24 protein-coding genes are annotated in these 21,981 nt (G+C 54.2%); 4 read left to right on the top strand and 20 right to left on the bottom strand.

The genetic code is table 11. The features are described 5' to 3' along the window. Positions 1 to 21: 21 nt before the first annotated feature. The 5 genes from AC0LWM_RS30725 to AC0LWM_RS30705 are packed head-to-tail and all read right to left on the bottom strand — an operon-like array spanning position 22 to position 1,656. Positions 22 to 408 carry a spore germination protein GerPE gene (locus AC0LWM_RS30725; RefSeq protein ID WP_474678857.1) on the bottom strand — a complete coding sequence of 129 codons (387 nt, stop codon included), beginning with the start codon at positions 406 to 408 and terminating at the stop codon, positions 22 to 24. A gap of 5 nt (positions 409 to 413) precedes the next feature. Beyond that, entirely contained in the window at positions 414 to 593 is a 180-nt protein-coding gene (locus tag AC0LWM_RS30720) for a spore gernimation protein GerPD (protein ID WP_474678867.1), read from the bottom strand. A gap of 2 nt (positions 594 to 595) precedes the next feature. Continuing rightward, entirely contained in the window at positions 596 to 1,186 is a 591-nt protein-coding gene (gene gerPC, locus AC0LWM_RS30715) for a spore germination protein GerPC (RefSeq protein WP_474678856.1), read from the bottom strand. Between the two features lie 18 nt (positions 1,187 to 1,204). Further along, on the bottom strand, positions 1,205 to 1,420 hold the full coding sequence (locus AC0LWM_RS30710) for a spore germination protein GerPB (RefSeq protein WP_474678855.1): 216 nt from the start codon (positions 1,418 to 1,420) through the stop codon (positions 1,205 to 1,207). Further along, positions 1,420 to 1,656 (bottom strand): spore germination protein, encoded by a 237-nt coding sequence (locus AC0LWM_RS30705; protein ID WP_474678854.1) that lies wholly within the window; start codon positions 1,654 to 1,656, stop codon positions 1,420 to 1,422. The genes AC0LWM_RS30710 and AC0LWM_RS30705 overlap by 1 nt, the downstream gene beginning before the upstream one ends. Before the next feature lie 146 nt (positions 1,657 to 1,802). Between AC0LWM_RS30705 and AC0LWM_RS30700 the strand changes: the two genes are divergently transcribed. After that, a complete protein-coding gene (locus AC0LWM_RS30700; RefSeq protein ID WP_474678853.1) occupies positions 1,803 to 2,264 on the top strand; it encodes an Hsp20/alpha crystallin family protein in 462 nt (153 codons plus the stop codon). Positions 2,265 to 2,332: 68 nt separating this feature from the next. Here the strand turns inward: AC0LWM_RS30700 and AC0LWM_RS30695 are convergent, their stop codons facing one another. Together AC0LWM_RS30695 and AC0LWM_RS30690 are read right to left on the bottom strand one after the other, a co-directional pair. Further along, positions 2,333 to 3,601 (bottom strand): DUF4097 family beta strand repeat-containing protein, encoded by a 1,269-nt coding sequence (locus AC0LWM_RS30695; RefSeq protein ID WP_474678852.1) that lies wholly within the window; start codon positions 3,599 to 3,601, stop codon positions 2,333 to 2,335. Then, positions 3,579 to 3,917, bottom strand: coding sequence for a PadR family transcriptional regulator (locus tag AC0LWM_RS30690; RefSeq protein ID WP_474678851.1), 339 nt, complete (start codon positions 3,915 to 3,917; stop codon positions 3,579 to 3,581). The genes AC0LWM_RS30695 and AC0LWM_RS30690 overlap by 23 nt, the downstream gene beginning before the upstream one ends. 299 nt (positions 3,918 to 4,216) lie before the next feature. Between AC0LWM_RS30690 and AC0LWM_RS30685 the strand changes: the two genes are divergently transcribed. Beyond that, positions 4,217 to 5,146 (top strand): helix-turn-helix domain-containing protein, encoded by a 930-nt coding sequence (locus AC0LWM_RS30685; RefSeq protein WP_474678850.1) that lies wholly within the window; start codon positions 4,217 to 4,219, stop codon positions 5,144 to 5,146. Between the two features lie 683 nt (positions 5,147 to 5,829). Here AC0LWM_RS30685 and AC0LWM_RS30680 read toward each other — a convergent pair. From AC0LWM_RS30680 to AC0LWM_RS30655, 6 genes are all read right to left on the bottom strand, one after another. Beyond that, on the bottom strand, positions 5,830 to 7,446 hold the full coding sequence (locus AC0LWM_RS30680; protein ID WP_474678849.1) for a DUF4091 domain-containing protein: 1,617 nt from the start codon (positions 7,444 to 7,446) through the stop codon (positions 5,830 to 5,832). A gap of 51 nt (positions 7,447 to 7,497) precedes the next feature. After that, positions 7,498 to 7,767 (bottom strand): hypothetical protein, encoded by a 270-nt coding sequence (locus AC0LWM_RS30675; RefSeq protein ID WP_474678848.1) that lies wholly within the window; start codon positions 7,765 to 7,767, stop codon positions 7,498 to 7,500. Beyond that, positions 7,694 to 8,581: a metallophosphoesterase gene (locus tag AC0LWM_RS30670; RefSeq protein WP_474678847.1), complete on the bottom strand. Its 888-nt coding sequence runs from the start codon at positions 8,579 to 8,581 to the stop codon at positions 7,694 to 7,696. The genes AC0LWM_RS30675 and AC0LWM_RS30670 overlap by 74 nt, the downstream gene beginning before the upstream one ends. An 80-nt stretch (positions 8,582 to 8,661) precedes the next feature. Next, positions 8,662 to 9,600, bottom strand: coding sequence for a metallophosphoesterase family protein (locus AC0LWM_RS30665; RefSeq protein ID WP_474678846.1), 939 nt, complete (start codon positions 9,598 to 9,600; stop codon positions 8,662 to 8,664). Between the two features lie 31 nt (positions 9,601 to 9,631). Beyond that, on the bottom strand, positions 9,632 to 10,861 hold the full coding sequence (locus tag AC0LWM_RS30660) for an MFS transporter (protein ID WP_474678845.1): 1,230 nt from the start codon (positions 10,859 to 10,861) through the stop codon (positions 9,632 to 9,634). Positions 10,862 to 11,055: 194 nt separating this feature from the next. Beyond that, complete coding sequence (locus AC0LWM_RS30655; protein ID WP_474678844.1) at positions 11,056 to 12,315, bottom strand: alpha-L-fucosidase; 1,260 nt, start codon at positions 12,313 to 12,315, stop codon at positions 11,056 to 11,058. Positions 12,316 to 12,518: 203 nt separating this feature from the next. Between AC0LWM_RS30655 and AC0LWM_RS30650 the strand changes: the two genes are divergently transcribed. Then, positions 12,519 to 13,070, top strand: coding sequence for a hypothetical protein (locus AC0LWM_RS30650; RefSeq protein WP_474678843.1), 552 nt, complete (start codon positions 12,519 to 12,521; stop codon positions 13,068 to 13,070). 21 nt (positions 13,071 to 13,091) lie between these two features. Here AC0LWM_RS30650 and AC0LWM_RS30645 read toward each other — a convergent pair whose 3' ends face one another. Both AC0LWM_RS30645 and AC0LWM_RS30640 read right to left on the bottom strand, forming a co-directional pair. After that, the gene (locus tag AC0LWM_RS30645) at positions 13,092 to 14,399 is read right to left on the bottom strand and encodes an amidohydrolase (RefSeq protein WP_474678842.1); all 1,308 of its coding nucleotides are present in this window, start codon (positions 14,397 to 14,399) and stop codon (positions 13,092 to 13,094) included. Between the two features lie 410 nt (positions 14,400 to 14,809). Beyond that, positions 14,810 to 15,865 (bottom strand): MerR family transcriptional regulator, encoded by a 1,056-nt coding sequence (locus AC0LWM_RS30640; RefSeq protein ID WP_474678841.1) that lies wholly within the window; start codon positions 15,863 to 15,865, stop codon positions 14,810 to 14,812. 171 nt (positions 15,866 to 16,036) lie between these two features. Here AC0LWM_RS30640 and AC0LWM_RS30635 point away from each other — a divergent pair, with 171 nt between their 5' ends. Then, complete coding sequence (locus AC0LWM_RS30635) at positions 16,037 to 16,777, top strand: hypothetical protein (protein WP_474678840.1); 741 nt, start codon at positions 16,037 to 16,039, stop codon at positions 16,775 to 16,777. Here AC0LWM_RS30635 and corA read toward each other — a convergent pair. The 5 genes from corA to AC0LWM_RS30610 form a co-directional block, all read right to left on the bottom strand. Continuing rightward, positions 16,770 to 17,717 carry a magnesium/cobalt transporter CorA gene (gene corA / locus AC0LWM_RS30630; protein WP_474678839.1) on the bottom strand — a complete coding sequence of 316 codons (948 nt, stop codon included), beginning with the start codon at positions 17,715 to 17,717 and terminating at the stop codon, positions 16,770 to 16,772. The two genes, AC0LWM_RS30635 and corA, sit on opposite strands and share 8 nt — an antisense overlap. Before the next feature lie 221 nt (positions 17,718 to 17,938). After that, the gene (locus AC0LWM_RS30625; protein WP_474678838.1) at positions 17,939 to 18,937 is read right to left on the bottom strand and encodes a hypothetical protein; all 999 of its coding nucleotides are present in this window, start codon (positions 18,935 to 18,937) and stop codon (positions 17,939 to 17,941) included. Between the two features lie 51 nt (positions 18,938 to 18,988). Next, the gene (locus tag AC0LWM_RS30620; protein WP_474678837.1) at positions 18,989 to 19,819 is read right to left on the bottom strand and encodes a sugar phosphate isomerase/epimerase family protein; all 831 of its coding nucleotides are present in this window, start codon (positions 19,817 to 19,819) and stop codon (positions 18,989 to 18,991) included. After that, positions 19,813 to 20,808 carry a Gfo/Idh/MocA family protein gene (locus tag AC0LWM_RS30615; RefSeq protein ID WP_474678836.1) on the bottom strand — a complete coding sequence of 332 codons (996 nt, stop codon included), beginning with the start codon at positions 20,806 to 20,808 and terminating at the stop codon, positions 19,813 to 19,815. Before AC0LWM_RS30615 ends, AC0LWM_RS30620 begins: the two co-directional genes overlap by 7 nt. A gap of 254 nt (positions 20,809 to 21,062) precedes the next feature. Next, complete coding sequence (locus tag AC0LWM_RS30610) at positions 21,063 to 21,869, bottom strand: helix-turn-helix domain-containing protein (RefSeq protein WP_474678835.1); 807 nt, start codon at positions 21,867 to 21,869, stop codon at positions 21,063 to 21,065. Between the last annotated feature and the right edge of the window lie 112 nt (positions 21,870 to 21,981).

The raw sequence follows: 21,981 nt of genomic DNA, 5'->3' as shown, positions 1-21,981 counted from the left end.
CCTGCTCCGGTCGCCTTTCTTTTATCCCTGCTGTCCGCTTCCTGCTTGCCGCACAAACTGACGAATATGCTTTCTCCGCGATTCTGCCCCGATTGCAAGATTGCTCCCGGCCTGGAACGCCGAGGAATCGGTTATACTCAATATTTCGACGCAACCGACACGGATGAAGTTAGATTCGTTTTTCACCGACATGGTGAGGTTCTCCTCCAATTTCACCTCGGGAATCGCGCGTTTAAAAATCGGAAAATCCTCGAAATTGCCTTCCTTGCCGCTAAAAACCGCTACCTCCCGCTGCAGCGCGAGTACACGCGACTTCAGGTTCAACATGTAGCTGTCGCCGATTTGAAAAACCGAGGCGCTGCTGACGTTGCTTGTTTTGATCCAATCGACCGCGGATATTCGGCTCATCGATGCTATCTTTCCGGAGCCAACGGAACAAGCGGCCCTACGATTACGGATTCGGGAGGCGTATCGAATACCGAAGAAAGCGTGATCGATTCGGTATCGCCCACGAGCAATACGGAGGCGCTGGCCACGCCGATAACCCGAATGCTTCCGACACAGATTTCCTTATTGACGACTTGAAAATCCACGATCATTCATTCTCCTCATTTGAAAATTTATCAAAATAATTCATAACCGCAGCCTGGATGTCCTGTTTCACCTTTTGATAGATCGAACCCTGAACCGTCTGCGAATTTTCTGCCGAAACCGTTGGCATCGCCTGGTCCAAATAATGCCGGATGCGCATATCCAACTGCTTCGCAACATCGTCTTCAACCAGCTTGCGATGGATTCGGTCGAGGCTGAAGCTGATCTTTCGTTCGGCCGCCTCGATTTCTTGCGGTACGTCTTGCTGCAGCTGCGAGTGAATCTGCTCGGAAATTTGCCTGTACAATTCCGGCTGCTGCATCGCGTTCGGCTCGCCCGGGTCATCGTCCTGGATATCCAGATCGTCGATGTTTCCAGGCGATATGCCGATGTTTAACGTACCTTCGAGCTTCTCCACCTTTAATTGGTCGAACTTGTATTCGACCTTATCGATATGGACGTTCCTCTGATTTTTAAGCACATCGATTTCCGCCCGCAAAACAAGCACGGTTTGCTCCAATGCATTCAATTTGTCAGTTTGCCATCGCATTTGCTCGAAGATGGTCTGGATATACTGTTCCAAGCTTGGATACATTCAAGTCACCGCCTAATGTTATCTAGGGGCCGGCAGAGGCACCAAAAATTGTTGTGAGGTAGCAGCGGCAGCCGCGCCGATCTGGGGAGCAGGCCCGGTAAAACCGCCGGTATTGTATATATTCGACAACGGTTTTATAATACCGGCGCTTCCGATCTGGAGAACCGACGAATTGGTAATGCCTTCTACCCGCAGCTGTTGGATCGTGATGTTTTGATGGACGACAAGTCCCATCAGACGACCCCCTGGTTGCCTACGCTCGTCGTATTGCTGTCCGCAATGTCATCGTCAAACGTATTCGTGGCGCTTATCGCATTGTACGTATGAGCAAAATCTCCCGTATTGAACGACCCTGCCCCCGCAAAAGTCTTGGTGTTGCTGGAAAGCGAATTTTGAATCACGTCGCCAATTTGAACGACAGAACTCGGGCCGACGGACAAAATTTTAATGTTACCCACGATCGCTGGCATCGGCAATCTCCCTAGGCATCCGTAATTTATTTTATTCTATGACGGTAAGCGCCTATTGGTTCCCTGCTTATCGGACCACCCGGAAACGGAACGAAGAATAGGTTTCTATCATATACTGTCGGTGTGGTAAGAATGGAGGGAAGTATATGCCACGTGATTCGAATGACCGGAATCAGCTTTCCAAAACGGATTTCGTCGAAAACTTTTTAAATAACAAATTTCCTTTTCATTCCGGCATGGACCAGGACATTCTTAAAGACACCTCGTGGATTGAAGGTTATGTACAAGATATTTTGCATAACGCCGTGCCCAAGGCGCGAAGGACTTCGACTCCGAAAATTCCGTCGCAAACGTTCGAGACGCACCAATATGTCATCGTGAAACTCACCATCCCTTCACAGATCGATCCGGGTACATTGATGATTTTAATCGGAACGAATCTGGTCAAAATCGAAGGGTTAACCTCCTCCGCTACAATCGTCAAGCTGCCGTGCCCTGTCGTACAAAATACTGCAAGAGCAACGTTTAAAGACGGCATCCTGCAAATCAAAATGCGCAAAAAAACGATGAAGCAAGGCTACCATCACGTCAATATCCGCTTTCTCTAAAAGCAAAAGGACTGTCACCGCAATATCTTCAAGATATTGTCCATGTGACAGCCCTTTATATTGAACCGTTAATGCTCGCTGATCGAAATGTCCCCGGATACCGTTCTTACGGAAAGCAACGGTCCGCCTGCGCCGTAACTCCCGATATAACTATTATCGGTGTTTCGTTGCGATGTGAAATGCGGCAGATCCGCATCCACATCACCGGATCGCGTATGTGCTTCGATTTGAAGAGGGTACATCCCGCCGTCAAGGCATATCTCGATGTCGCCTGAGGTCGCCTCGATCGTGCCTGCCGTACCGGGCTCCGCGCTCAATTCGATGTCGCCGCTTACGGCCGTCACTTGCAAGTATCCGGATATTCGCTCCAGCTCCACGTCACCGCTAACGGTGTTGATGCGAATCTCGCCGATATTCGCTTGTTCCAGCTCCACATCGCCCGATTTCAATTCGATTGTCATGGCCTGCCCGGAAATCCGGCTAATCTCGACATCGCCGCCACTCGCGCTCAGGTCGAATCTCCGGCACTCCAGGTAGTTGCCTTCCAGATCGCCCGAGTCCGATTCAACGCTGAATTGATTCGCTTGAATATATTCGACCTCCAAATCGCCGGAGCTCGTCTTGACGAACAGCTCGCCGGCAGTTATCCGTTGTAAGCTTACATCGCCCGAGTGGGCTTGAATTCGCGCTGAGTTCCATACGCTTTCGCAAATGTCGATGTCGCCGGAATGCGTTCGGAGCTCCAGCGCGTTCGCTGCAAGCTTCTTAATTTCCACATCGCCCGAATTGATCTCGATCGTTACATCCTGATTATAGGTCTCCGGAATTTTTACCGTCAGCTCACGGTGATCCAGTAGCTTGAACAAATCGAAAAAACGTTTCGCTTGTTTTTCGATCAAAACAATCTTGTAGGCATTGCCTTCCGTATATTGTCTCAGCTCGACTTCCTCGTCATCGTTGCCGCTTAGCCAGCATTCGATCCGGTCTGACCGATGGGACCGCACGATCAGATCCACCGATCTGGCATGAATATCGATTCGCTCAATGGCTTCCGTTTCCCGTTCCATCCAATCCTGCGACGGAGCCGACGGTTCGCTTACAATAGCATGCAAGCCGATCGGCCGTGCCCGATATTCCGAGACGATTTCTTCGGCAATGGCTTGTACGCTGCCAAGCGACTCCACCGTCTCCTCTTCCGTTCTGCCGCGCTCCTGCGCCTCGCGGAAATGATCCGCGAAATCGATGACGATGTCTTGCCGCTCACGTTCCGGCAATTCGTATAACAGCTGTTCGAGCTCCTCCAAAAACACGGCTTTACGATTCAAGTTGCTGCTCATCCTCTAACGCCTCCCCGATAATTTGGTTTACGCCGCTCCAAAATTTCTTCCATTCGTCGACCAATGCAAACATGTAAACTCGCCCTTCGTCGGTTAGCTTGTAATATTTGCGCGGCGGCCCTTCCTGCGATTCCTTTAAATAAGTTGAAAAATATCCGTCCTGCGTCAGTCTCCGGAGCAGCGGATATACCGTCCCTTCCGCGATCGAAAACTTCTCCGAAATCGTATGAACCAGCTCGTAGCCATACCGGTCTTTGGCATGCGTCAACACGAGCACGCAAAGCTCCAATACCCCTTTCTTGAACTGCACGTTCAAAGCGTTCACCCCGTTCTTTCAAATCACTGCTTATGCTTTTTTCATATTTGCTATTATACATTACAAGGTACCTATCTATAGTTAAGAACTTCTGAAAACAATATACCATTAGCTACTATCTAATGCAAGGTAGTGTTTATATTTTTATAGCTGATTGTTTTTCAACCCATAGTAGAATGGCGATACATCCGCCGGACGTCCGGCATTCTACTAACAGGAGATAGGGAAAACGACGTTTGTGTGGTAGTCTAAATCCAGACAGTGCGCACTGTTCCTTAAATCGAATGGAGGAATCGAATATGTTGGATGTGCGGAGAATCGGAGCTTTTATTTCAACGCTGCGCAAAGGAATGGACTTGACGCAGCTGGAGCTTGCGGAACAATTGAATGTCAGCCACCAGGCCGTATCGAAGTGGGAGCGCGGCGACTCGCTGCCGGATATCGGAACGCTCCCCCAGATCGCGAAGTTTTTTGGGGTCACGGTCGATGAGTTGCTGAACGGAAATGTGGCGAAGGATAGCGATATTCATGGAGCTCAAGCGGCGATCGAACAATTGGCGCTGGGCCGACCTGAGAAAATATCAGGCATGATCAACGCTCGCCAAATCGAACTGGACGCCGTCGCTCACATTGCCCCCATGGTGAAAACAAGCACGCTGGACAAAATTGCGGAACGGGTGGACAAAGGTCGCTTCTCCGCGGAGCATGTGCTGCAGCTTGCCCCATTCCTCGGGCAGGATGTGCTTGATGTGCTGGCCCTGCAATTGGCCGAAGATACCGAACATATGAAATGGGAAATCGTCTTGGGCATTGCGCCGTTCGTCAGCCGGGAGACGCTATCCAAGCTGGCGAATAAGGCCGTGGAAGGCTCGGTGGACGCGCGGCTCCTCGTCGGGCTCGCCCCGTTTCTCGGCAGGGAAACGATCGACCGGCTCGTTCGGCTGGCGGCGGACGGCAGCTTGGACTGGGACGTCGTCCAGGGGCTCGCGCCGTTTATTAGCCGGGAGACGCTAACGTTGCTCGTCGATCAAGTCATCGAAGACGGGCAAGGGCTGGGCCGTATTGCAGGGCTCGCGCCATTCCTCGACAGAGAGCATGTCGACAAGCTCGTTTTGCGTGCGGCGGATGAGCAGTTAAGCCCGGAGTTGGTTTCCGGCCTCGCCCCGTTCGCGAGCCAGGATACGTTGCGGCAGCTCGTCATGCGGATGGTGGGCAGCGAGGCGAAGTAGTTTTTGGCGGTTCGAGCTACCCCGTTCCTCTTTGGACGGGGTTATTCTTCGTTGGGGAGGTTCCGGCAAGGAACGATCTGCTGCAAAGAAACTTCGTCCTACGGAGTCCGCCCTCCTTATTGCCGGTGTTTGTTGGCCCGGTGTTTGTTGCTCCTTCAGGTTGTGTATCGGTCTTGCAGATGCCTGTTGCGTCCGCATATATTTCATTTTTGCAGTCATGTTCAGTCGGAATTTCGGAGGAATCACACAAGGACAGCCGGCGGCTGTCCTTGCGCCTGATTGTATCAGGTAACTTGATGAGGTGTAGGCTGGTTCGCAAAAGGCAGATTCGTGCAGGCTGTAGCTGCGAGTTGCTTGGTTACTCTGGTTCGACCAGTAACTTCGACGCTCTTGGTCACTCCGGTGCACGCAGTAACTTCGACGCTTTTGGTTACTCCGGTACGACCAGTAACTTCGACGCCTCCCGCCACAATTTTAACTGGAAAACATGCATTTATTTCTCGACAATAAGCTACGAAGATCGGATTAACTGGATTTCATGCATCTAATTTTCCCATTTCACGCTCATGGAGCACGAACACATAAATTTAGATGCATGTTTTCCAGTTGTTGCTCCTAAATTACGGCCAGTCCACAAATTTATATACATGTTTTCCAGTTATTTTCTAGGAAACATATTACGATCACATGCGTGCGGAAACAGCCTCCAGCAAACGCCGATGAGCAGCGGCAAATGCAGCCGGGTCTGCGTTTACCTCCTTGAAGCTGGTCATGCAAGAGTTTGCGATTTCGTCGGCCAGCGCTTTGTCATGCCGAGCCAACATGCGCAGCAGCTCGTAATCCTCGATACCGGCGCGCATCGCTTCAAAGCGCATGCTGAGCCACGGCCCTTCCGTGCCCGGATATACGATGTGCGTGTCGCCGGCAGGCACCCGCTTGGAATGAACCCCAGGCGCAAGCTGCGGATTGGTCAGTTCGAACGGGTCCTGATCGGAGAAATAATAATTTAAGCCCCAGTGCAAATACCCGGTCAAATCATATTTGTAGTTGCCCCAATGCAAATAACGCGTTTGGAGCAGCGGCAAATCCATGAACCGGTTCAAATAATCGGAGCCCGGAACCCAACACGTATAAAACCAGAGCGTGTCCCCGAGCTCCCGCCAGCGCTCGAAGCGTTCGCGATGATTCTCGTATTCGTTGTTCGTCGGCACCCAGATGTCGACCGCTCCAACGAGATCCGGCTTGATGATCGCATCGATCAGCGGAACGCCCGGCATAAACTTGCGCACGATGCCCGCCAAGATGCGATAGTCGGCGCCCGAGCTTTCGATCGGCTCGTCGGCTACGTGCTGCACGGTGCGCTCCAGCCAGCCGTTCCGCTCGAGAAACGCATGCCAAGCGGTCAAATATTGCGACAAGAAGGCGTAGCCTTCCGGACTTGTCGCTTGAATCTCCTTATCGTAATTTAGCACAAAATGCGGTGCTTCCCAGTCCGTTCTGCCTGCAATATGTCCGCCTTCAATCGTCGTAAACCCAAGATCGAGGAATAGGCGAATCAGCTTCTCGGTAAGTGTAAAATCAAACGCATACCGGTTATCGCCGATCTTTTCCACTTTCGCCAGACCGGACCCGACCAAAAAGTGGGTCTGCCGCCCCCGGCGCATCGCTTTGCCGTATTCGCGCAGCATATCCCAATACGCGTCAGACCACATCTCAAGCCCGTGGCGACTAGCAATGTTGCCAAGGGAGAACCAATTCGTGATCGATAACGTTTCCTGCGGCGGCACAACGGCAGCGAAAACTTCAATCGATACCGGCACATGGACCCGCTCCCCGCAGATATCGAAAACAAGCTCGCCCTCATACGTCCCCGGCGCCGCGGAGACCGGAACAGGCCAGCAAGCATACAGCGCTTCCGTGGCGCTGCGGGAATCGAAGGTGCCGCCGGCGATCGGCTTCAGCGCATCGTATACGCGAAACGGCGCTTGCCGCGTCGATCGCGGTGCCGGCGTCCCAACCGGAAGCGTGGAATACGCCGGTGCCGTATTTTCGTTCACGAGCGCATCCAACTGCTGGTACAACTCGACCGAGTCCGTCCATGCCTCGGAAAGGCCGGCAACGGCGGAAGGCACATAGCTCCAACCGATCGAAGCTCCTTCCGGAACGCCGGCGAGCAGAATCTGGCAAGCGGCAAACGAGCCCCGTGCCGTCGCAAGGGATACTTTTCGTCCGCCGCTTGCTGAAACGATGCTATCAGGGTACAACCATTCGTTGGCCGAGAATACTTCATATTGAATCATCGCTCATCACCTTTTTGGGCTAGGATTTGAATAAAAGCCTATCGCCAAGCGCTATGCTTTGCGTCCTTCCGGCAAATGCTCCGGCTGCTCGTGCTCATGCACCACGTTGCCGTCAAACTCGCGAATCCACGTGTCGAATTTCCGCTCGCCCGCCTTCAGCTGAATGACGCGGGCGCCTACAGGCATAAAGTCATCGCGCACGCCGTCAATGTAGCTGACGTACCGGGTCGAACGCCCGTAACAGAGCTTAATGCCATGCAGCTCGCCAATGAAATCGTTCGAATGGTCGTGACCGACGAACGTTCCCATTACGTCGCCCATTTCCAGCATCGCCGCAAAAAATCCGGAATTGATCTGAGGACTCGAGCAATAGCCGTCGTAACAATATCCACGGCTGACGTGAAAATCCCGCACTTCGTTGTACTCCGGCAGCGGAATATGGAAAAAGGCCAGCGCAGGCAATGGTTTGCCGCCGTTGCGAAGCGTCAGCTCGCGCGATTGCCGCGTGTACCAATCGATTTGGTCGCGCGCGATCCAGGCGTAACCGCCGACGCGGCTGNAATGGTTTGCCGCCGTTGCGAAGCGTCAGCTCGCGCGATTGCCGCGTGTACCAATCGATTTGGTCGCGCGCGATCCAGGCGTAACCGCCGACGCGGCTGCCGGGGACGGGATAATCGCCGCTATCGAGAAAATAAAGCGCAGCCGCCGCGCGGCCTTCCGCATCGGCAACCGTCAGCACGTAATTGCCGGCGCCGCTGACGCCCTCCGGGTCTTCCAGCGCGACGTTGTGCGGGTGCTTCAGCTGCTCCTCGTGCATCGCTTTGCGCGGAACCTCGCCTTCGGAATCGTGGTTGCCGAACACGGCCGCCCAGCGGTAGCCCAGACGCTCCACGACGGAAACGGCCTCGCGGAACGACTTGATCGGATCCTTTGCCCGGTTGCTTGCGACCACATCACCGGCAAATACGACCAGGTCGGGCCGTTCGGCATGCAGGATCGCCTCCATCGTGCGCAGCGTTTCGGCGTCGATCGCGGGCGTGTCCGGATCATAATCGAACTCGTCGAGCAGCTCGGTATCGGAAAATTGAACGATTTTAAAAGTGCCGTCTTCGCGAAAAGTTAAATTGTGCTTCATTGGGGTTGCCTCCTCTATTTCGATCGCAGAATGATGTAAAATCTCGCAACGATTTTTGCCTTATCTAACGCCAACGTTCATTAAGCTTTGCGTCCTTCCGGCTCATGCACCGGCTCTTCGGCGACTCCCCCGTCCCGGGTGCGAATCCACGTGTCGAATCCGCGTTCGCCTTCATGGAGGCGAATAACGCGGGCCCCCGTTGGCATCCCCTCGGTTAACGTGTATTGGGTCGAACGGCCGTAGCATAGCTCAATCCCGTGCAAAGTGCCCCGAAAATCGTTGTCGTGGTCATGTCCGACGAACGTGCCCATAACGTCGCCCATCTCTACCATTGCCGCGAAAAATCCGGAGTTAATCTGCGGCGAGCTGATATTTTCATTCTTTCGGCCGTAGGAGACATGGAAATCCCATACCTCCTTGTATTCGGGCAGCGGAATGTGGAAAAACGCCAGAGAAGGCAGCGGATTGCCGCCGTTGCGCTCCGTCCGCAAGCGAGATTCCGCGACGTACCAGTCGATCTGGCTGCGGCGAATCCAATCGTAGCCGCGCAAGCTGACCTCGGACAGCGGCGAATAGCTGCCCGTATCGAGGAAATATAAACCGGCAGCGGGCTTGCCGTCCCTGCCCAGCACGTCCAGCGTATAGTTACCCACGCCGCTTACGCCAGGAGGGTCGGGAAGCGCAACGTTATTCGGCATCGCCAGCTGCGCAATATGAAGCTGCTCCCGCGTAATATGCGCTTCCGAGTCGTGGTTGCCGAACACGGCCGCCCACGGAATGTTGCGCCGTTCGGCGACGGAAGCGGCTTCGCGCATCGCGACCGCAGGGTTGACGCACCCTTCGCTTGCGGTAACATCGCCGGCATATACGATCAGATCCGGCCGCTCCGCTTCCACGATCCGTTCCATCGTCGCAAGCGTACCGTCATTGCAGCCTGCCGCCCGGTCCGTAAATTCCGTATCTGAAAATTGGACGATGACGAAGGTGCCGTCCTCGCGAAATTTGAGTCGATTGCGCATCCGTGTTTTCTCCTCTTATTCATTGTTTGTGTCAAGAAGAAAGCGTTGCTTGGCGCCGCTGCTTCAGTGCCGCCATCCACCAGGCTCCGGCAAGCAGCACGAGCAGAGCCGACGAAAACCAAAGCGCCGTGCGGATGTCGAACGAATAGCCGATAACCGGTCCAAGGGCGGCTCCTAAATCCAAGGCAAGCGTATGAATCGTCACGACCGTAACCTTCGTCGCCGGCGACACCGATTTGGCTACGAAAACGTCCATCGTCGTATTCAGCATCGTCGACACGGCAAACACGCCCACGACGAGCAAACCCCAGACCGGCAGCACCGAGCGGAACGGCATAACCGCGAACAACAAGGCGCCTGATGACAGCAATACGCCGATGACAACCGCTCGGCGGTTCACCGTGTCCAGCTTGCCGCCAAACCAGACGGACAGCCACGATCCCCCGCCCCAGCGGATCGCTTGAAGCACCGCCGCCAGCGTTGCCGCGCCGAACGTCATCCCGGCGACGGCGATCACCGGGAATTGCACGTCAATGAGATGCGGCAGCGCAGAGCCGAACAGGCCGTCGAACACCATCGCAGTCAGTAGGCCGGTCGTTACGAGCGGGATTACGTTCGTATGCGTCCACAGCAGCCGCAGTTGTGCCAGGATCGACATTCGTGCTTCGGAATTTTTCCCCTTCATATCCGGCGACACGTCATTCGTTTGACCGCGCGGGACAAGAATCAGGCATACCGGCAAGGCAAGCAGAGCCAGTCCCCCCAGCACAAGCGCCACGGGCTGAAAACCGAGCCAGCCGACGAAAAATCCGCCGACGGCCATGCCGGCCAAACTGCCGAGCCGATATACGCCGCTGTACATGCCGAGCGCAGCCCCTCGATTGTGCTCGCCGGTTGCGTTCAAAATGCCCAAATACGCCCCCGTTCGCAGCAGCGCCCAAGCCAATCCCCAAACGCTACGCAGCACAATCCACCAGGCAAAACCGGACAGCAAGCCGTAACCGCTTGTTGTAAGGAGAGTTAGCCCGATGGCGACCAGCAGGCCAGTACGGACGCTAATATTCGCATACAACCAGCCGATGACGGGATTCAATGGCAACCGGACGAACCGGTTGACCGACAGCAGCACGCCGACCTGCCATAGCGCATCGCCCCCGATATCGTTCCAGTACACGGGGAGAGCGATATACAGCATGGAATCGCCCATCAGGCAGATGGCGGTAATGAGCCCCAAGGCAGCGGCATATCGTTTGTGCTCCATCAGCATGAGACTCCTTTTTTGACATCATGTCATGACATCATGAAATATTCCGTTTGTTTCAAGTTGATTATATGCCAGCACCCCCGTGGTTTCAATTATTATTTATTGTTTTTACTTGGCTGTTACGGTTAAAAAAAAGCCGGAAAACAGGAAAACCCGCAATCGGCATTTTCCTTCCGGCTTCCTTCCTCAAATTAATTGGATTCCGCTTCGATTTCCGCCACCCGCACAACGAGATTAATCCCATAAGGATATCCCGTCGCATGGAACGTGAGCGTGCCTGCGGACTCGTCCTGCTTGAATTGCAGCTGTTCGCCGTTATCGAGCCAACGAACGGAAGCGACCTTGCGCGTTAAACCCGTGAAGGTTTTGTCCCCAGCGCCGCCTCCACCGACGGTCACATTGTCGTGGCCGCTGATTTTCAAGTGGTATACGAATGCATACAGCTTCCCGTCCGGCGTCTCCAATACGAAATTGCTGCCTTCGCCCTTGACCGTGCTTGGTTTTCCTTCATAAACCGGCTTGCTGTGAAGCGCGATCCATTCCCCGATCGTCTCCAGCAAATGCTGTTGAATCGGCAAAATCTTGCCCGTCGCCGTCGGCCCCACGTTGAGCAAATAATTCGCCCCGACCTTGCGGCAGGCGCACAAGCTTTCGATCAAATACGGCACCGATTTATAGGCAAAATCGATTTTGCCGATCCCCCAATGGTCGTTGATCGTTTCGCACATTTCAGCCGCCAAGTATTTCGGCATGCCTTCCCGGTTCATCGGCTCCGGCCGCCCCTGCTCGTACGTCACGCTGTCGATTTCCGGATGCCCCGTCGCCCCGCGCATGTCGAGCCCCGTATTGTTAATGATGAGTGCATCCGGCTGATGCCGGCGAATCATGCCGTACAGCTCGTCAAGTTTCCAGTCCGCGTCCAGCTTGCTCCAGTTGCCGTCGAACCATAACCCGCCGATTTTTCCGTATTGGGTGCACAAAATTTCAACGGACTTGTACAAATATTCAAGGTACGCGTCAAAATCAGTATTGAAGCTTTCCTCGTGCCAATCGAGCGTCGTATGGTACAGCATCGGCAGCAAATCTTCCTCGCGGCACGCCTCGATGAATTCGGCGATCAAATCCCGCCCGGCCGGGCTATGCGGCGCATCGTATTCGTTCAATCCCCGCGTATCGTACAAGGAGAAGCCGTCGTGATGGCGCGTCGTGATCGTAATGTATTTCATGCCGGACTTTTTGGCGATGCGGGCAATTTCTCTGGCATCGAAGTCGGCTGCGGTGAACGTATCCTGCAGCTTTACGTATTCCGGCATCGGAATGCCGCCAAGATGCTGGATCCATTCGCCTTGTCCAAGCTGCGAATATATGCCCCAATGGATAAACATACCGAAGCCCAACTGTTCAAAATGGGCGATCCGCGGCTCCGGCGTCGGAATATTGTTCTGTGCCATAATCACATTCCTCTCATTTTGGATCAGGATGACTCTATTGTACCTTCCATCCCAAGCGGTTTGCGATGCATAAAATTAACGTTCATTTATACAAAACTAAGGCGAAATTTTGCGATCGAGCGAAAATCAAATACGAGCGCCGTGTCAAATCTACGAATCTAGCAATATTTTATATAAAAATCCAATATAGAGAGGGCTGCGTCATGAACAATAAAACGGTACGAAAAACAAACCGAAACGGCAAAAACAGAGCTGCAGGTTCAAAACTCTTCATAGGCAAAGGCAAAGCTATAGCTAAAGCTGCAGGCAAAGGCAATGTTATAGCTAAAGCTGCACGCAAAGGTAAGCGCAAAGGCGGAATAAAGCCGCTTGTAAGAACGCAAACCGGAATCAACTTCGGAGTTAGCGGAGTCGTTGGCGGAACGCAGGACTTCGTGCTTCCGCCAGGGTTTAACACGACTCGGCAGCACATTGCCATTCGAGTTCCGGCAGGGAAAAGGCTGATCCTGACTACTGCGAGGTTTTGCCTGGACAGCCCCAAAAATCGCTTGCTCGTCACTCCGTCTATAACAGGCGGCCAACCTTTTCAATCGAATTCGAACTGTGCGGAGGAAAGACCGAACTTTATTCTTTTTGCCAATGCTAGCGTCACTTCCGTTACGGTAACGGTGTTTTTCCAAATTAATAACGTTGGATCCATCGATTCAACTGTTTTTCAATCCGACGGATGGTTCGTTAACTTTCGAATCATTTGACATCTTGATCGGCGGTAACGCTTAGATTCCCTGAACGATCCGCTGCGACCGCTCTTGGACTTCCTCCAACAGTGCCCGTTCGTCGATCGTTCTTAGCTTGCGGCTCCGCATAAGCACGCGGCCGTTTACGATTGTCGTATCGACATCAGCGCCTTGAACGGCTGAGGCGAGCAGCGCGTGGATGTTATGCTGCGGCACGAGATGCGGCTGGTTCAAATCCACGAGAATGAGGTCGGCCGCCTTGCCGGCTTCAAGCGTTCCCGTTTCATGGCCGATACCGAGCAGCTTCGCCCCCTCGGCTGTCGCCATGCGCAACACGGTGTAAGCATCCAGCTGCGTCGGGTCGCCGCTCGTGACCTTCTGCAGTCCGGCTGCCGCCTTCATTTCCTTGAACAGATCCAGCGTCGTGGCGCTCCCTGCACCGTCGGTGCCCAAACCGACGGTGATGCCGCGCTCAAGCATGGCTTGAATCGGCGCGATGCCGCAGCCCAGCTTCATATTGCTCGTCGGGTTGTGGACGACGCCGCCGCGATTCGCCGCGAGCAGCTCGATATCGGCTTCGTCCAGATGCACCGCATGCGCCAGCAGCACATGCAGCGAGCCGTCGAATAAGCCGAGGTCATGCAGGTAGCGGGTCGGCGATTTGCCATATTGAGCCCGGATCTTCACCGTCTCTTCCACCGTTTCCGCAAGATGGGTATGGAGCGGTATCTGAAGCTGCCTCGCAAGCTCGACTACTTTCGCGAGCGGTTCCGGCGGGCACGTATACGGCGCATGCGGAGCCAGCATCGTCGTAATGCGGCCGTCCGCCGCGCCGGACCACGTCTCGATGAGCTCCATCGCTTCCTTCAATCTGCGTCCGCCGTCGTCTTCCACGAAGACAAGCCCCCGCGATAGCGAGGCTCGAATCCCCGTGTCCCTTACGGCCTCGGCAATTCGATTCATATGGATATACATATCGGCAAAGCACGTCGTGCCGGATTTGATCATTTCCACAATCGCCAGCATCGCACCCCAGTATATATCGTCCGGGGTCATCTTCGCTTCGGCGGGCAGCATTTTGCGATTCAGCCAGTCCATCAGCTTCAGATCGTCGCTGAAGCCGCGCAGCAGCGACATCGGCGAATGGTTGTGGCCGTTGACGAGGCCGGGCATCGCCGCCATGCCGGTTGCGTCGATCACTTCGTCCGCCCGGCGCGACATGTTATCGTCGACCTTGCCGATTGCGGCGATCCTTCCTCCTTCGAGAAATAAATCGCCGCTGAACGGAGGCTCCGCCTTTTCCCCGACCATTGTGACAATTGTTGCATTTTGAATCCATACATTCATGCGCAATTCGCTCCTTATCCATTAGATTCACGTACATCCTACACTCTGACGCGACGTGAAACTCAAGTGCTGGACAAGAAAAAGCTTTCGAAACAGCGCAAATTCATGGCATTCAGAAAAAAATGGCTGAAATTCAGCCAATAATTTCTGAAAATCTTATGGATTTTCATGTTCGTATAGGGATTCAGAAAGTTTTTTCTGAAAAACAGAAAATTTTGGCTAATTTCAGAAAATCTTTTCTGAATTCCGCTTAATCCCCTCTTTTTCCCGCAAAATTAAGAAAATAGTTTCTGAATTTCAGAAACTATTTTCTTAGATTGTAAAGAGAGGCTAACCGACACTTAGGCGCGACCGTCACCGCTCCACCGGCAAGCGCGCCTTTTTGGCGCTACCGCTCCCGCTTGGCCCCCTCAACGGAGCTTGACCGCAAATATAAGATGAAGCAGCGGATTCAACTGCGCGTGTTTCGTCATGCAGCCGTGAGCGTCGAGCCAGTCCACCAAAGCCGAACGGTCGGCATAGAAGGCGTCTTCGATTTGCTGCAGCTCCTCGTGGCGCCGGGCGGTCCGAAGCGTCGCTTTGTAATCTTCCCCGCCTTGCGCATGCTCGAACATTAAATCCGCGATGCATAACCGGCCATGCGGTTTCAGTACGCGCATCATCTCCTCCAGCGCAAGCAGCTTCTGCTCGTCGGTTAAATGATGGAGCGCGAAGCTTGTGACGACAAAGTCGAACTGGCCGTCAAAATACGGCAAAGCAAGCAAGTTGCCGACCTTTGTCGTAAGCTCCGGATATTTGATGCGGCAGCGCTGGAGCATCGCTTTGGACTGGTCCATCCCTTGCATCGGTATGCCGAGCGCAACGAACCGGCCCGCAAGGTTGCCCGTTCCGGTTGCCGCATCCAGCCCGATTTCGCCCGAACGCGGGGCGACCGAGCGAACGATCGCATCCAAAGCGGCATCATAGTCGCGATACTTGTGGAACGTCTCCTCCATGGACCGGACATCCTCGTCGAACCGGGCGGCTTTTCGGTCGTAGCCCCAGCGGTCGCTCCAGGTTTTGCGGTTTTCCCGCAGCCGCTTCGAAACATCGGCAAGCCGGTACAGGTCCCCTTGGTCGAACCGTTCATCCCGGTCCAGCGATCCGACCATGTTGTCGATCGTCGCGATCATCCCTTTCAGCTCCACCCACTCCGCGACGACGGCCGCCCGCTGCAGCTCCAGGAAATGTCGCACCTCCTCGGTGTCGCCGCGGTCGATGCCGTCGACGATTCGACGGATATCGTCGATCGGAACGCCCACTTCGCGCAGCGCAACGATCGTTTGCAGCCGCCACACGTCCTCCTCATGGAAAGAACGATACCGGTTGTGCTCCTGCTTGACCGGAGCGATCAGCCCTTTCTCCTCGTAGAACCGGATCGCTCGCGTCGAAATATTCAATTTATCGGCGATTTCTTGAATTTTCATTGCATTCACCCGTTTTCTATTGTAAACCTTCACGTTAGGTGAAAGTAAAGAGCGAGATACTGCCGCTGGCCAAACGTCGCAGCCCTTCATTTCATTGATTTGCGGTTTGTAGTACAATTAGGACTAAATCTTGTAAGACTAAATCTTGTTCGGAAGCGAAGGAATAACGAAATGAATGAAACGCAAGACAACAACGGACTTACGTTCGAGGATTTGGGCAGCGGCCGCGTCCTATACAACCAGCAGGGGACGACCGCTTTTCCCGTAGGTTTGGCGAGCCAAATTTTCCAGCGCTGCGCCGAAATGTTAATCCGCAGCGGTAACAAAGGTCCATACCGCCTTTGCGATCCTTGCTGTGGCGGCGGTTATTTGCTTGCCTCTATCGGCTTCTTGCACGGCGAGCGACTGCAATCGATCACAGGTTCGGATATTAGCGAAACCGCTGTCGAGCTTGCTCGTAAAAACATGTCCCTGCTGACCGAAGAAGGCTTGCACGTCCGGACAGAGCAGCTGCGCCGGCTGTACGAGGAATACGGCAAACCGTCGCATGAAGCCGCGCTTTCAAGCGCTGCCCGATTGCAATCGGCAATCGTCAAACGCCGAGGCGCAGGAGCGGCGGCGGACATTCCGGTAGACATCTATGCAGCTGACTTTACCCGCAGCGGCACCATTCGCGGAACGTTCGACATCGTCATTACGGACGTGCCGTACGGCCAAATCGTTGAGTGGCAAACTCACGAAGCGGATCCGATCCATTCGGCGCTGGACAACCTGCTGCCGCATTTAGCAGAGCTCTCCGTCGTAGCAATCGTATCGACCAAGGAGCATAAAATCAGCCACCACCGTTACGCCAGGTCAGGTCAACTCAAAATAGGCAAACGCAAAATGACGTTTCTGACGAAAATCACTTGAACCAGCCTTTTCGCACGAACCATATGTACATTCCAAAGCCGAGCGCGGCCATCAGAACTAACACGGCAAAATAACCGAAATGCCAGGTCAGCTCCGGCATAAAGCTGAAATTCATGCCATAGATGCCGACGATAAACGTTAATGGCATGAAGATGGTCGTAATGACCGTTAATGTTTTCATAATTTGATTCATTCGATTGGAATTGATCGAAATATAGTTGTCCCGCATATCGGCGGTCATGTCGCGGATCGACTCCATCATTTCCGTCAGCTTGAGCAAATGATCGTAAATATCGGTATAATACGCATGCTGCTCCCTCAGCCCGATGATTTTCTCCGTGTTCAGAAGCCGGTACAGCAAGTCGCGCATCGGCGTTATCGTTTTGCGCAGCATCAGCAGCTTCGAGCGCACATCGTAGATTTGCTTCATGAGCTGATCGATCGATTCGTCCGCCGTATTGCCCTCGACTTCGTCCAATTGATCCTCAAGCCTTTGCACCCCGGGAAAATATTGATCGACCAGCTTGTCGATCAATAAATAAGCGCCGTAAATATGGCCTCTTGCGCAAAGGTGCGGCTGAGCGCATTTTTTCCAGGCTCCTTCGATTTCCGGCAAGCTCTTCTGATGAAAGGTGACGAGAAAGTTAGCGCCGATGAATAAATTGACTTCTTCGGCCTCCAGCGTTTTGTCGTTCATCGCATGCAGGACAAGAAAATGAAAGTTTTCATAGTGGTCGAGCTTCGGACGCTGGAGCAAATGTATGCAATCTTCGATCGCAAGCGGGTGAAAATGAAAATGGGTGTCGAGCAACAGCGACTCCTGCTCGTCCGGCGAATCAAAATCGACCCAATACCATGCAATTTCCGGCTCCGACAGCCGTTCCAGCGGAATGTCCAGCAAGACGTTCCGGTCGTTCGTGAACGCTAACGTTCGAATCATTCGGCACCTCAATTAAGCAATCTTAGTATCCAGATATGATTCAGTATAGCCGATCACCGCCGCTGAGAAAACCTCGTATGTTCACCGTCCGCGTAGACCCGTGCTTCGAAGCCTTGAAAGGCCGCAACACCGGAGAAGACCGCAATGCAGGAAAGGCCGCCAACAATTCCCCGGCAGCCTAACGCTTCTTGCAATCCTGCGCTATGATGCGCTACATAAGACTAACCCCGAATCCGCTTCTTGATCGCGCACAATTGCTCATGCTGCGCGGGATCGATTTGTCCGAACCGGTTCACCTTCACGTCTAGGCAAACCGCCCCTTCCAGGGAGGTCACCTCCTGAACCCAATCAGTCAGCGCTTTCGTATCGTTCGAGGTTCCACGGTTTCCCCACCCCGCCCAATGCGGATCGAACTCCCCAAGATACGTAAATATAAAATATTGGACGCGCTCGTCCCGGTCCACCCATCTCCCGCCCGACGGCAAATGGCCGATTGTATTCGTTTCTCCAGCCGAATAATCCTCGTATGGCGTATACGTCGCATTCGTGAGTTCCAACCCCGGATTGAACGTGATCAATCGCTGCGGATTTCCGGACCTGGCGGCTTCGGCTAACGTACGGTAGTTGTACCGGTTGGACAAATCCGCGTACGTGCCTTGCACGACACCCGGAAACAACCCGTCGAACCACCAGCCTGCCAGCTTTTCCCCGTATCGGTCCGACCATTCCCGTATGACAGCCTGCCACTTCTGCAACGTGTCCTGCGAGGGCCGGCCGTCGATGCCCGGCGTATACCCGAAAGCCGTCGTTATCGCATAATCGCCGTCTTCCCGGTGTGCCGAATGCGGAGGATTAGCGGGCAAGTACAGCATCAGCCTGATGCCGTAAGGCCCCAAGGCTCCCGCGAGCTCCATCGGCAAGTCGCGGACCGAACAACGCTCGCCCGGCCGTACATCTGCAATGCCGTCGTAAGTCGAATTCGGCGACAGGTAGTAGCCGCTATTCTGTCCTAACGTCAACAGGACGAAGCCGACCCCGGCTTCAGCAGCCTGCTTTGCGTAAACTTCGACATCGAAACCGCCGATGACATCGTTCCAGCTCTCCGCCGCGTGCCATTGTTCTCCTTCATGAACTGCGACGCGATTGATGTAATTCGACAAAAAATGATGCGATATTCCGTATTTGGCATTTTTCAGCCAATCCGCGTTTGGATTCCCCATTTTGTTCTCCTTACAAGTTAGTTCATTTCTCACATGAAGCCGCCTATGCCGTTATTTTGGCGCCCGTCCCAATATAATGTCCAGATGTCGGGACGTATCGAATGCAAGCTGCAGCGGGTCCGCCGCATAGGTGCCGACTTCGGCCGTCAGCGTGTCGGCATAGCCGATATGCTCAAGCGCCTCGCGCACCGCTTGCCAGTTCACGTCGCCGGACAACAGAGGAACGAAGCCGTTCCCGTTGCCGACGCTGCGCCGGAAGTCCTTGACATGAATTTTGAAAATACGACGGTTCAAATAGCGGATCCACTGTTGCGGAATGCCGTAGAGCAATATATTGCCCACGTCGAAATATACGCCGACGTTCGGCGAGCCGATCTCGTCCACGTACCTGCCCATTTCCACCGGTGAAAGCAAAAATTGATTCCATACGTTTTCGATGCCGATACGCACCTTGCGCTTCTCCGCTTCCTCGGCCAGCGTAATTAGCTCCCGCTGGGATCGCTCGTAGCAATCCTCGTAAGCCGTATCGGCGTTCACGACGCCTGGAACGACAAGCACCGTGTCCATGCCGAGCAGCTCGGCCAGCTCCAGTTGCTTGATGACGACGCGGCGCCCTTGCTCGCGAACGGAAGCGTCCGCAGAGCTGAGCGGGCTGTGCCATAGGAGCGCCGTCGACAAGCTTCGCAGCTGCAGCCCGTGCTCCCGCGCTTGCCGGCCGATCACCTCGGCTTCGGCCGCCGTCGTCTCCATCGTCAGCCCGATCCCGCCCGGTCCGTTCACATTCAGCTCGATCGCGTCATATCCCGCGTCGCGGCTTGCCTGGAGCACCAGGTCAAGCGGCATGCCGTCGGGGAAACACCACTGGTTGACCCCCTTCAGCATTCGGCAGCCCCTCCCCCAAGCGGCAGCGCCACACGCTGCCGGCGATCCGCTGATTCGTTCGCGGCCAGCGTAACTTCGAGCGTTGCGACGGCATCCGCATAGCTGCACAAGACGAGCGACTGATCGCCCGTGCGCACCGCCTCAACGAAGGCGCGATCCTGCTCGTAATAAAAATCGACCTCCGAGGTCGCCGTAATATTCTGATGTGCATCGATGATCCGGAGTGTCGAGCCGTTGATCGAAACATAGAAGTCATGGCCGAAAATCTCCACATCGCTGCGGCCTCCGTAATTGGCAAGGCATGTGCTTGTGATGTTGCCTACGGCTCCCGATTGAAGCACGAACGATACGGTGCCGACGTCATATGCGGTCGCTTCCGGGTCGATTTCCCGAATGTGGCGCTGCTCATGATAGGCCTGCACTTCCCGGAATTCGCCGACAAGATAACGGATCAAATCAAGCTGGTGCGTCGATTGCTCCACCAACTGACCGCCCGATTGCTCCATCATTCGCCACCACCGGACGCCGGGCATGCCGCCGAAACGGGTTGCCATGACAAGATCGGCCTTCTTGCCGGCCAAATATTGCTTCGCCTGCTCCACAATATCCATGTAGCGCAGGCAATAGCCCGATGAGTTGATGATGCCGGCTTCTTGAATGATGCGGCTCTTGCGCCTGGCGGCTTCCATATCGAGGCCGACCGGCTTCTCCACGAACAAGTGAATGCCTCGCTCGGCGATCGCTTCCTCAAGCCCTTCGCGAGCGAATGGCGGCGTACAAACGAATACGGCATCGACCTTGCCGGAATCTAGCAGTTCGTGGACGCTCCCGAACGACTCCGCTTCATAACTCTCCGCCATTTGTCTCGATCTTTCCTGATTGATGTCGTATAACGCCGCGATTTCGGCATGCTCAATTTTTTTGAGCATGTTCAGATGGTGTTCCGCAATTCCGCCAACGCCGATAAATCCGATTCGTACATGATCCATTCCGATTCCCTCCTCGAATGAGAAGCTCCTTGTTACGCGCAACGTATGGAGTCTTCTACTCCGAAGATAACCGATTCGGCCGCAAAAGTATTTATTGGAAACGCATAACAATTTACGCAAAACGGGCTTTCCCCTAAACACCGCCTCGGCGTGTTGAGAAAGCCCGTTATTTAGGTCCTATACAATGCTTGTACGCCGTACGCCATTGCTCGCGGCCGTGGCTGTATGCGGCGCGAAATCCACGGATTCTCGCTTTACGTAGCCGCTATATCGTCGTTCATTTGCTGACGCTTCCGCCATACCGACGGCGAAACCCCTTCCGTTTCCTTGAACCATTGGGAAAATGAATGAAGCCGGTAAAAACCGACCTGCTCGGCGATCTCCTTCATGTCTTTGTCGGTTGCGCTAAGCAGCCATTTCGATTCGTTCATTCGGCACTGCTGCTGATATTGCTTCGGACTCATCCGGTACGTCATCTCGAACAGCCGGCGAAACGCTGATTCCGACAAACCGGCCAGCGTCGCCAAGTCCGCCATATGGACGTTTTCACGCAAATTTTCGCGAATGAAATCTGCGGCCTTCGTTACCGTCATCGCCTGCAAATCGGCCTTCAAGTGCTCCAGCAAGAAAAGCAGCAGCACCTCCATCCATGCGGCATGCGTCCGCTCCAGCTCTTGGATCGGCGAGGAGGCGAGACGCAGCCATTCACGGAACAACCGCTCGAATCGTTCTTTATCGAGACGGGATAACGTTGTTATGCCGGGAGCGCCGCTGCTTCCGGACAACCGCTGCGTCAGCTCGGCAAGCCTCGCCGGAACGTTCGCCAAATGGATGACGCCGAACCGGACCTTCGTCACGGCTTCGAAACGGTGCGGTACGCCGGGAGCTACGACGATGACATGCCCGGCTTCGATATAATGCTTTCGCTCCGTCCACTCGAACATGCCGCGGCCTTCCATGACGATGCTGATTTCAAGCGAATAATTCGTATGGAAACCTTCGTCATACCATTCGTCATTATGCGTTCCTATGAACCCGCGTGCTTCGAACAAAGGTTGCACGGATTGTGTCGCTCCTTGTGTATTAAAGTTTTTAATGGCTTGGATCGTGATGCATCGGGCTTCATCAAATTGCGACATTACCCGGGAAATAATGGACTGGTTGTGCCCTATA

It is taken from the genome of Paenibacillus sp. sgz302148 (genome assembly GCF_056120465.1).
The sequence above is the reverse complement of the archived record's forward strand: the minus strand, read 5'-3'. Positions and strand labels throughout refer to the sequence as shown.

What these genes read in the sequence shown, in the direction of transcription:
- AC0LWM_RS30725 (WP_474678857.1), bottom strand. Translation starts at nt 408, where the DNA reads ATGAGCCGAATATCCGCGGTCGATTGGATCAAAACAAGCAACGTCAGC.
- gerPC (WP_474678856.1), bottom strand. Translation starts at nt 1,186, where the DNA reads ATGTATCCAAGCTTGGAACAGTATATCCAGACCATCTTCGAGCAAATG.
- AC0LWM_RS30710 (WP_474678855.1), bottom strand. Translation starts at nt 1,420, where the DNA reads ATGGGACTTGTCGTCCATCAAAACATCACGATCCAACAGCTGCGGGTA.
- AC0LWM_RS30705 (WP_474678854.1), bottom strand. Translation starts at nt 1,656, where the DNA reads ATGCCAGCGATCGTGGGTAACATTAAAATTTTGTCCGTCGGCCCGAGT.
- AC0LWM_RS30700 (WP_474678853.1), top strand. Translation starts at nt 1,803, where the DNA reads ATGCCACGTGATTCGAATGACCGGAATCAGCTTTCCAAAACGGATTTC.
- AC0LWM_RS30695 (WP_474678852.1), bottom strand. Translation starts at nt 3,601, where the DNA reads ATGAGCAGCAACTTGAATCGTAAAGCCGTGTTTTTGGAGGAGCTCGAA.
- AC0LWM_RS30685 (WP_474678850.1), top strand. Translation starts at nt 4,217, where the DNA reads ATGTTGGATGTGCGGAGAATCGGAGCTTTTATTTCAACGCTGCGCAAA.
- AC0LWM_RS30680 (WP_474678849.1), bottom strand. Translation starts at nt 7,446, where the DNA reads ATGATTCAATATGAAGTATTCTCGGCCAACGAATGGTTGTACCCTGAT.
- AC0LWM_RS30675 (WP_474678848.1), bottom strand. Translation starts at nt 7,767, where the DNA reads ATGGGCGACGTAATGGGAACGTTCGTCGGTCACGACCATTCGAACGAT.
- AC0LWM_RS30665 (WP_474678846.1), bottom strand. Translation starts at nt 9,600, where the DNA reads ATGCGCAATCGACTCAAATTTCGCGAGGACGGCACCTTCGTCATCGTC.
- AC0LWM_RS30660 (WP_474678845.1), bottom strand. Translation starts at nt 10,861, where the DNA reads ATGGAGCACAAACGATATGCCGCTGCCTTGGGGCTCATTACCGCCATC.
- AC0LWM_RS30655 (WP_474678844.1), bottom strand. Translation starts at nt 12,315, where the DNA reads ATGGCACAGAACAATATTCCGACGCCGGAGCCGCGGATCGCCCATTTT.
- AC0LWM_RS30650 (WP_474678843.1), top strand. Translation starts at nt 12,519, where the DNA reads ATGAACAATAAAACGGTACGAAAAACAAACCGAAACGGCAAAAACAGA.
- AC0LWM_RS30645 (WP_474678842.1), bottom strand. Translation starts at nt 14,399, where the DNA reads ATGAATGTATGGATTCAAAATGCAACAATTGTCACAATGGTCGGGGAA.
- AC0LWM_RS30640 (WP_474678841.1), bottom strand. Translation starts at nt 15,865, where the DNA reads ATGAAAATTCAAGAAATCGCCGATAAATTGAATATTTCGACGCGAGCG.
- AC0LWM_RS30635 (WP_474678840.1), top strand. Translation starts at nt 16,037, where the DNA reads ATGAATGAAACGCAAGACAACAACGGACTTACGTTCGAGGATTTGGGC.
- corA (WP_474678839.1), bottom strand. Translation starts at nt 17,717, where the DNA reads ATGATTCGAACGTTAGCGTTCACGAACGACCGGAACGTCTTGCTGGAC.
- AC0LWM_RS30625 (WP_474678838.1), bottom strand. Translation starts at nt 18,937, where the DNA reads ATGGGGAATCCAAACGCGGATTGGCTGAAAAATGCCAAATACGGAATA.
- AC0LWM_RS30620 (WP_474678837.1), bottom strand. Translation starts at nt 19,819, where the DNA reads ATGCTGAAGGGGGTCAACCAGTGGTGTTTCCCCGACGGCATGCCGCTT.
- AC0LWM_RS30615 (WP_474678836.1), bottom strand. Translation starts at nt 20,808, where the DNA reads ATGGATCATGTACGAATCGGATTTATCGGCGTTGGCGGAATTGCGGAA.